Source organism: Burkholderia sp. Ac-20384 (assembly GCF_017104605.1).
GTDB classification, from domain to species: Bacteria; Pseudomonadota; Gammaproteobacteria; order Burkholderiales; family Burkholderiaceae; genus Burkholderia; species Burkholderia lata.
Genome location: NZ_JAAGPE010000020.1, coordinates 59,072 through 67,750, shown reverse-complemented (window position 1 = coordinate 67,750; position 8,679 = coordinate 59,072). Strand labels below are relative to the sequence as shown.

The window sequence follows — 8,679 nt, the reverse complement described above, 5'->3', positions numbered from 1 at the left end:
CTGCGTGACGCGTCGGCCGTCGGCGGGCCGTGCGCGGATACAAACGGTTGCAAATGCGCGTCAGTGGCGATGGCCGCCGCCGCCACCGCCGCCACCGTTCCAGTCGCCACCGCGGTGTCCGCCGCCGCACGGTGATGGTGTGGCTGCTGTGGTTCTTCGCGCTGCTCGGCTTCTACGGCCTCACGTCGTGGCTCGGCGCGCTGCTGCAGCAGGCCGGCTTCGAAGTCACGAAATCGGTGTTCTACACGGTGCTGATCTCGCTCGGCGGCGTACCGGGCTTCCTGTGCGCCGCGTGGCTCGTCGAACGCTGGGGGCGCAAGCCGACCTGCATCGCGTCGCTGGTCGGCGGCGGCGCAATGGCGTTCGCCTACGGCCAGAGCGCGCTGTACGGCGGCAGCATGGCGCTGCTGATCGGCACCGGCCTCGCGATGCAGTTCTTCCTGTTCGGGATGTGGGCCGCGCTGTACACGTACACGCCGGAGCTGTACGGCACCGGCGCCCGCGCGACGGGCTCGGGCTTTGCATCGGCAATCGGGCGCGTCGGCTCGCTGATCGGGCCTTACGTGGTCGGCGTCGTGCTGCCCGTGTTCGGCCAGGGCGGCGTGTTCACGCTCGGTGCGTTGTCGTTCGTCGCGGCCGCGGTCGCCGTGTGGACGCTCGGAATCGAGACGAAGGGCCTCGCGCTGGAGCAGCTCGCGGCGGGCGATGAAGCGGGTGGCGGTGGCCGGTACGCGGCTGCGGCGGACAAGGTGTCCTGAGCGCGCAATCAGCCGGGATGTTCCTGACGGCCGGGCGGCGTGCAATGCAGCGCCATGCCCGGCTGCTGCGTGACCTGACAGGATTCGCTTCCGGACCGACGCTGCTAGACTGCATCGAGGCACCGTGTCGCGCGCCCCCTGATGCATCGCGGCGAGCGCGCGACGGTGGTGTCCGGCCCCCACTGCCCGCGCAAGGATCGCATCGATGGACCACGCTCGTATCGAAGAAATCCGCAGCGGCCTGTTTCGCGCAACGACCTACATCGACAAGTTGAAGCTCGGCTTCAGCCAGTTCTTCGTCCGCTCGCCGAACGGCGACGTCGTCTGCATCGAAACGGGCACGCGTTCCAATTTTCCGCAACTGACCGCGAGCCTCGCGACCGTCGGCATCACGCCGTCGAGGGTGAGCAGCGTGATCGTCCCGCATTTCGAGGTCGACGAGATGGGCGCACTGCCCGACTTCCTCGCGGCCAATCCGGCGCTCGTCGCGTACGCGCATCCGATCTGCACGCACGGGCTCGCCGATATCTTCGGCGTGCGCGCGAAGCCGCTGAAGGACGGCGAGCCGACGACGATTTCCGGCATCGACGTGGTGCCGATCTTCACGAAGCATGTCCATCAATGGGATGCGCTGGTCGTGTATCTGCCGACGTACAAGGCACTGCTGTCGTCGGACATCCTGATGCGCTTCGGCGACGAAGCCGCCGACGATCCGCTGCCGGCGATCGTCGATTCGATCCGGCGCTCGGACTACCTGCCGTCGCTCGCCCACCTGGCGAGTGCGCTGCGCCGGATCCAGGCGCTCGATCTCGACGTCATCCTGCCGATGCACGGCCCGGCCATCACGCACGACATCCCGCGCGTGCTCGCCGGCGCGATCGCGCATTGCGAGGCGGCGGCCGCGTAGCGGGAAAAAAGCCGACAAAAACCACCGCGCGCGGGCCGGTTCGCCCGCGCGGCATCAAATCGGTATCGACAGGAGAAGCCGCTTGCGCGCCCGCCAGGCGGCCGCGCAAACGACGACGGCGCTGCTCAGGCGCCCGTGACGACGAACTCTTCCGCCGCCTTGCGCTGGATCGCGGCCATCTTCGCGAGTTCGCGCTTGCTGCGCGGCTCGCTGGACGCGACGCCCGTCGCCTGCTTCGCCTTCGCACCCAGCGGGTAGAAAGCAAACGACGCGCCGGCCGGGGCATCCGGCTCGGCGCGCAGGCGTTTGTTCAGGATCTTCAAGTACTTTTTCTTCGAGACTTCCTTGGCTGCCATAGCACCCTCCCGCGTGAACGTGGTGCGGTCAGCATACCAGCTTTGGCCGTGGGCCCGGAACGGCGTTTGCGCCCCAATCCCGTGCGCCGCCGGAACGGGGCCGCCCGGCAGCATGCGCGTCAGGCCGCCGGCGCCCGGTGACGCATCACCGGCGCCGCCCACGATTGCGACCGGTCGCGGCTCGGCGGGCAGCCGAACCGCGACTTGTACACGCGCGAAAAATGCTCGATCGATTCGAAGCCCGTCGCCGCGGCCACCTGCGACACGCTCAGCTCCGTCTGCTGCAGTAACTGATGTGCCGTTGCCACCCTCAGGCTCAGGTAGTACTGCAATGGCGCGGTCGCCATATGCCGCTTGAAGTGACGCTCGAGCTGCCGCTTCGACAGCCCGACCGCCTGCGCAAGCGATTCGCACGACATCGGCTCCGCCATCGACTCGCGCATCAGCCGCACCGCCTTCGCCACCGTCGTGCTCGTCGAGGCCGGCGCGGCCTCGCCCTCCGCGAGCTGCAGCGCGTCCGCGCCGCGCAGCTTCGCATGCAGCAGGTGGCGGGCGATCTCCCGGGCGAGCTCGATGCCCTCCGCCCGGCCGATCCATTCGAGCATCATGTCGATGATCGCCGTGCCGCCCGCGCAGGTGATGACGCGCGGCTCGATCGTGTAGAGCCGCGTCGTGGCGCCGACCTTCGGATAAGCCTCCTGGAAGCCTTCGACATTGTCCCAGTGCACGGCCGACGGACGGCCCTGCAGCAAGCCGGCCGCCGCAAGCAGTTCGGTGCCCGTCTCGATGCCGCCGATCTGCGTGCCGAAGGCCATCTGGTTCTGCAGCCAGGTCTTCACGCCGCGATGCTTCGCATGACGTTGCGCGTCGAAACTCGCGATCACGAAGATCGTCGTGAACCCGCCGCGCGCATCGCCGATCGGCCGCGTCGGCGTCCACATGCCGTTCGTTGCATCCACGGGTTCGCCGTCGACCGACAGGACGGTCCACTCGTAGCGCACACGCTGGGCCAGCCAGTTCGCGAGCGACATGGCCTCGATCACGAGCGCGAGCCCGAGGTGGGAGAACTGGGGCATCACCAGCAGCCCCACCCGGTGCGGCGCCGGTACCGCCGCCGATTGCATGTTCCGTGAAGTCATCGCGAGACCGATCCGGGCCGGACAGGCCGGCCGATTGAGCGAAGTTCGCGGGCACGCGCGTGCGATCCCCGCGAACCTTCACTCTGCCGCGCGCGACGTGCCGGAACTTGATGGAAAGCGACATCGACATGTCGCTTTGTGCCGGCTTTCCGTCGACCCGTTGCGCACCGGCCGGATCGGCCCGTCATGGCCGTGCAAGCGCGTCGTGCGCCGTCGCATTCGATCAAGCGAGCGGCTCCGGGCGATCTTATATTCAGCTCGCGTTCCGCCCCGCACCGGCGGGGCACGCCGATCTTCCGACTCCGTGGAACCAGCACATGCACATCAAACAGCTCTATATCGACGGCGCGTGGCAACCGGCCGCCGCAGGCGGGCAGCGCGCCATCATTGATCCTGCCACCGGCGAAGCGATCGCACGGGTCGCGTACGGCTCGGCCGCCGACGCCGGACACGCGATTCGCGCGGCGCGCGCTGCATTCGACGCGGGCGAGTGGCCGCACCTGCCCGCCGAAGAACGGGCGGCGTGCCTGCGCCGCCTCGCGAACGCGCTGCGTGACGAAGCGCCCGCACTCGCCCGCATCGAAACCGCGAACACCGGCAAGACGCTCGCCGAGTCGTCATCCGACGTGCACGACGCCGCGGCGGCATTCGACTACTTCACGAGCCTCGCGGTCACCGAGACGGGCAGCATGAATGCGGCGAAGCCGCACGTGATCAGCGTCACGCTGCGCGAGCCGGTCGGCGTCTGCGGTCTCATCACGCCGTGGAACTACCCGCTGCTGCAGGCGGCATGGAAGCTCGCGCCGGCGCTGGTGGCCGGCAACACGGTCGTCGTCAAGCCGGCGTCGCTGACGCCGCTGTCGACACATCGGCTCGTGGAACTCGCGCATGACGCGGGCCTGCCCCGTGGTGTCCTCAATCTCGTGACGGGTGGCGCCGACGTGGGCGACGCGCTCGCGGCGAGCCCGCAGGTCGACCTGATTTCCCTCACCGGCAGCAACGCGGCCGGCGCCAGCGTGATGCGCGCGGCCGCGGGCAATTTCAAGCGTGTATCGCTGGAGCTCGGCGGCAAGAATCCGAACCTCGTGTTCGCCGACGCCGATGTCGACACGGCGCTCGATTACGCGCTGAACGCGGCCTTCTTCAACGCCGGCCAGATGTGCTCGGCAGGTTCGCGCCTGCTGGTCGAACGCACGCTGCACGATGCATTCGTCGACGCGCTCGCCGCACGCATCGCGGCAATCCGCGTCGGTCGCGGTGACGACGATGCCACCCGGATGGGCCCGGTGATTTCCGCGCAGCAGCGCGACCGCGTGCTCGCGTTGATCGGCGAGGCCGCCCGCGACGGTGCGCGCATCGTGTGCGGCGGCCGCGCACCGGCCGGCGACGCGTTCGCGACCGGCTTCTGGGTCGAACCGACGCTGATCGCAGGCGTGCGGACGACGATGGCAATCGCGCGCGAGGAAGTCTTCGGGCCGGTGCTGACCGTCGAGGCGTTCGACAGCGAAGACGAGGCGGTGGCCCTGGCCAACGACACGCCGTTCGGGCTCGCGGGCGCCGTCTGGACCCGCGACTTCGCACGGGCGAACCGGGTCATGCGCCGGCTGCGGGCGGCGACGGTCTGGATCAACGACTACAACGTCACGCTGCCGGGCGCGCCGTGGGGCGGCTACAAGGCCAGCGGCATCGGCCGCGAACTGTCGCGCAGCGGCCTCGACGAATACACGGAACTCAAGCACGCGTACCTCAACTTCGAAGCCAGCCCGCAACGCTGGTTCTGATCCCCTCGCTACGGGAGCCCGACATGCTCACAGCCACGCAACCCGACCAGACGCATCGCGCGACACGCACGGATCTCGCCTGCGCGTTCCGCTGGACCGCGCGCCTCGGCATGCACGAATCGATCGCCAACCATTTCAGCGCCGCCGTCTCCGACGACAACCGGCAATTCCTGATCAATCCGCGTGGTCGCCATTTCTCGCGGATCCGTGCGAGCGAACTGCTGCTCGTGAATGCCGACGACCCGGAGACGATCCGGCGCGACAACGCGCCCGACATCACCGCGTGGGCGCTTCATTCGGAAATCCACAAGCGCCACCGGCACGCGCGCTGCGTGCTGCACGTGCATTCGAAATACGCGACCGTGCTGTCGTGCTTCGCGCAGCCCGCGCTCCCGCCGCTCGACCAGAACTGCATGCGCTTCTTCGAGCGGGTCGCGGTCGACACCGGCTTCGATGGCATGGGACTCGGCGACGAGGCGTGCCGCGTCGCCGACGCGCTCGGCGACAAACCCGTGCTGCTGATGGGCCAGCACGGCGTGATCGTCGTCGCTTCGTCGGTCGCGCAGGCGTTCGACGATCTCTACTACTTCGAGCGTGCGTGCGAAACGTATGTCACCGCGCTGCAAACCGGCCAGCCGCTGCGGTTCGCGACCGACGCCGTTGCGCGTAAAACCATGCTGCAATGGCGCGACGACTATGCGGGGTTCGCGGAACAGCATCTGGCGGAGCTCCGGGCCATTCTCGACGAGGAAGCGCCGTCGTACGCGTGGTAGCCGCCGGACGGCGCGGCCCGGCAAGGCTGCGCCGTCCGGGCAAACGCATGCATCGCTGACGCACCGGGCGGCCGCACAGCTCGACTCGTTTCAACGAGCCACCGCGCTCGCCGCCGCCGCGCGCTACTGCGCAGTCAAGCCGCCATCCACGAGGATCGACGTTCCGGTCACGAAACTGCTTTCGTCCGAGGCCAGGAACAGCGCAACGTCGGCGACCTGCTCCGGCGTCCCCATCCCGAGCGGCTGAACCGCGTCGAGCAGCGTGTCCATCGCGCCGCGCCCGCCGAGCGCGTCGATGAACGGTTTATTCATCGGGGTATCGATCCAGCCAGGACAGACGGCATTGGCGCGGATGCGATCCTTCGCGTGCTCGATCGCCACGCAGCGGGTCAGCATCAGCACCCCGCCCTTCGATGCGCAATAGGCCGCATGAAGCGGTTCGCCGACGAAGCTGCTCGTGGAGCCGAGATTGACGATCGACCCGCCGCCGGCGCGGATCATCGCCGGAATCGCGTACTTGCAGCCGAGGAACACGCCCTTGAGGTTGACGTCCATGACGGCATCCCAGTCCGCTTCGGTGGTGTCGACGAGCCGGGCCTCGCGAATGACGCCCGCGTTGTTGCACATGACGTCGAGCCGGCCGAACCGGCGCTCCACGAAGTCGATCAGCGCCTCGACCTGCTCCGCCGATCCGGCATCGGCCTGCCTCGCGACGATGACCCCGTCGCCGGCCAGGCGGCAGGTCTCGTCGAGTTGCGCGGTGTTGCGGCTCGTCGTCGCGACCACGCTGGCGCCTTCGTTCGCGAATCGCAGCGCGATGCTCCTGCCGATGCCGCCCGCGGCGCCCGTCACCACGGCAACTTTCCCGGCCAGCCGGCCGGTGCGGTTGTGGCTCATCGTCGTTTCTCCTGGAAAGGACCGAGCCGAGCATACCGCGCCCGGCCCACGGAAGCACAGCGCGCACGCCGCCGCCGGTATGGCGGCGGCCGCTGCGCGCGGCCCGCTCAGTGAAGGTTCAGCGCGGCCTGGAGGGCCGCCTGCGGATCGCGGCCGTCGACCGTCCTGACCCCGGCCAGCCACCCCTTCAGCACGTCGGGATGCTGCTGCAGCCACGCCTTCGCCGCGACCTCCGGCTGCTTGCCGCCGGCGATCGCCTTCATCACCTGATTCTCCATGTCGGTCGTGAACTGCAGGTTGGCAACCAGCCGCGCGACGTTCGGGCAGCGCGCCGCATAGTCGGGGGACGTCATCGTATAGACCTTCGCCTCCCCGTAGTTCGGGCCGAACAGGTTGTCGCCGCCGGCAAGGTAGCGCATGTTGAAGTCGAGGTTCATCGGATGCGGCTCCCAGCCGAGAAAAACGACCCACGCATGATCGCGGATCGCGCGCCGCACCTCGACCAGCATGCCGGCCTCGCTCGATTCGACCAGCTTGAACTTGCCGAGGCCGAACTGGTTGCCCGCGATCGCCTTGTGGATCAGTTCGTTGCCGTCGTTCCCCGGCTCGATCCCGTAGATCCGGTATTGCAGCCGGTCGGCGAACTTCGCGATGTCGTCGAACGAACGCAGCCCGGCGTCGTACGCGTAGGCCGGCACCGCGAGCGTGTACTTCGCGCCGACGAGATTCGGCCGGTCCAGCACCTTCACGGCCCCGCTCTTCACGAACGGCGCGCTCGTGGCGTCCATCGACGGCCGCCAGTCCCCGAGGTAGACATCGATCTGACGCGCCTTGAGCCCGGCCAGCGCGATCGGAATCGACGCCATCGTCTTGGTCGGCTGGTAGCCGAGGCTCGACAGCACGGTCGACGCCAGCGCGGTCGTCGCTGCGATGTCGGTCCAGCCGATGTCGGCAAACCGCACCGCGCGACAGGTCGCCGCTTCCTGCGCGGCGGCCTGGCCCGTGCAGACGGCAGCCAGTGCGATGCACCCGAGCGTATTTCTGACGTTCATCGTGACTTCTCCTGAGAAATTGAAGGATGACTAAAGATCGAGAACGAGACGCGAGGATTTCGCGCGTGACACACAGATGTAGATCAGGTTGTTCGCCCGTCGCTCGGCGTCCGTCTGCAGGCAGTCGCGGTGCTCCGCCTCGCCGTCGAGCAGCGTGACCGCACAGGTGCCGCACACGCCTTCGCCGCACACCGAATCGACGGCGATCCGCTCGTCGCGCAGCACGTCGAGGATCGACCGGCCCGCCGGCACCGCGACGCGGCGGCCGGTGCGGGCCAGTTCCACTTCGAATGCCTGCGCGCCCGCCTCCGGCTCGCGCGGGGGCGCGGCGCCGGCGAACCGCTCGAAGTGCACCGTGCCGGCCGGCCAGTCACGCGCCGCTTCGAGCACGCTGTCGATCAGGCGGCCCGGCCCGCAGACATACACCTGTGCACCGGCGCGCGGCACGCCCAGCAGCGTGCGCAGGTCCGCTTCGCCGTGCTGTTCGCTGCAATGCAGGCGGGCTTTCTCCCGCAACGGGCCACGTTCGATCGCGTCGTGCAGCGCCATGCGCTCGCGCGACCGCGCCAGGTACAGCAGCGTGAACGACTTGCCGAGCGCATCGAGCCGCCGCGCCATCGGCAGAATCGGCGTGATGCCGATCCCGCCCGCGATCAGCACGTACTCGCTCGCGTGCTCGTCGAGCGCGAAGTGATTCCGGGGTGCGCTCACGTCGAGCACATCGCCCGGCGCGAGCCGTTCGACGAGATACGCGGACCCGCCGCGCGAGCGCGGCTCGCGCAGCACCGCGATCCGGTAGGTCGAACCGTCGGCCGCGCGTTCGACGATCGAGTAGTGACGCACGATGCCGTCCGGCAGGCGGACTTCGACATGCGCGCCGGGTTCGGCGGAGGGCAGCGCCGCACCGTCGGCCGCCGCCAACACGATGCCGCGGATCTCGGGCGTCAGCATGGCCGCCTCGACCACGACCGCCGCGATGCGATCGCCGGGCGGGAACGGGATGATCGGTGCCATCG

Annotated in this window: 8 protein-coding genes and 1 pseudogene; 4 read left to right on the top strand and 5 right to left on the bottom strand. The window is 68.9% G+C overall.

Annotation, left to right across the window (positions count from 1 at the left end):
* Positions 1-119: 119 nt before the first annotated feature.
* Positions 120-758, top strand: a pseudogene (locus G3O00_RS06440) (MFS transporter); the annotation flags it as partial.
* Positions 759-963: 205 nt separating this feature from the next.
* On the top strand, positions 964-1,665 hold the full coding sequence (locus G3O00_RS06435) for an MBL fold metallo-hydrolase (RefSeq protein WP_206142468.1): 702 nt from the start codon (positions 964-966) through the stop codon (positions 1,663-1,665).
* 125 nt (positions 1,666-1,790) lie between these two features.
* Here G3O00_RS06435 and G3O00_RS06430 read toward each other — a convergent pair whose 3' ends face one another.
* Positions 1,791-2,021: a hypothetical protein gene (locus G3O00_RS06430; RefSeq protein ID WP_041493471.1), complete on the bottom strand. Its 231-nt coding sequence runs from the start codon at positions 2,019-2,021 to the stop codon at positions 1,791-1,793.
* Positions 2,022-2,140: 119 nt separating this feature from the next.
* Positions 2,141-3,160, bottom strand: a complete 1,020-nt coding sequence (locus tag G3O00_RS06425) for a GlxA family transcriptional regulator (protein ID WP_241024990.1) — start codon at positions 3,158-3,160, stop codon at positions 2,141-2,143.
* 317 nt (positions 3,161-3,477) lie between these two features.
* Here G3O00_RS06425 and G3O00_RS06420 point away from each other — a divergent pair, with 317 nt between their 5' ends.
* A complete protein-coding gene (locus tag G3O00_RS06420) occupies positions 3,478-4,941 on the top strand; it encodes an aldehyde dehydrogenase family protein (RefSeq protein ID WP_206142467.1) in 1,464 nt (487 codons plus the stop codon).
* Positions 4,942-4,964: 23 nt separating this feature from the next.
* Positions 4,965-5,714 carry a class II aldolase and adducin N-terminal domain-containing protein gene (locus G3O00_RS06415; RefSeq protein WP_174931240.1) on the top strand — a complete coding sequence of 250 codons (750 nt, stop codon included), beginning with the start codon at positions 4,965-4,967 and terminating at the stop codon, positions 5,712-5,714.
* 123 nt (positions 5,715-5,837) lie between these two features.
* On the opposite strand, the gene G3O00_RS06410 is transcribed toward G3O00_RS06415, so the two are convergent.
* The 3 genes from G3O00_RS06410 to G3O00_RS06400 form a co-directional block, all read right to left on the bottom strand.
* Positions 5,838-6,611, bottom strand: a complete 774-nt coding sequence (locus tag G3O00_RS06410; protein WP_174931239.1) for an SDR family oxidoreductase — start codon at positions 6,609-6,611, stop codon at positions 5,838-5,840.
* A gap of 107 nt (positions 6,612-6,718) precedes the next feature.
* Complete coding sequence (locus tag G3O00_RS06405) at positions 6,719-7,663, bottom strand: choline ABC transporter substrate-binding protein (protein ID WP_011354141.1); 945 nt, start codon at positions 7,661-7,663, stop codon at positions 6,719-6,721.
* Between the two features lie 30 nt (positions 7,664-7,693).
* Complete coding sequence (locus G3O00_RS06400; protein WP_206142466.1) at positions 7,694-8,677, bottom strand: PDR/VanB family oxidoreductase; 984 nt, start codon at positions 8,675-8,677, stop codon at positions 7,694-7,696.
* Between the last annotated feature and the right edge of the window lie 2 nt (positions 8,678-8,679).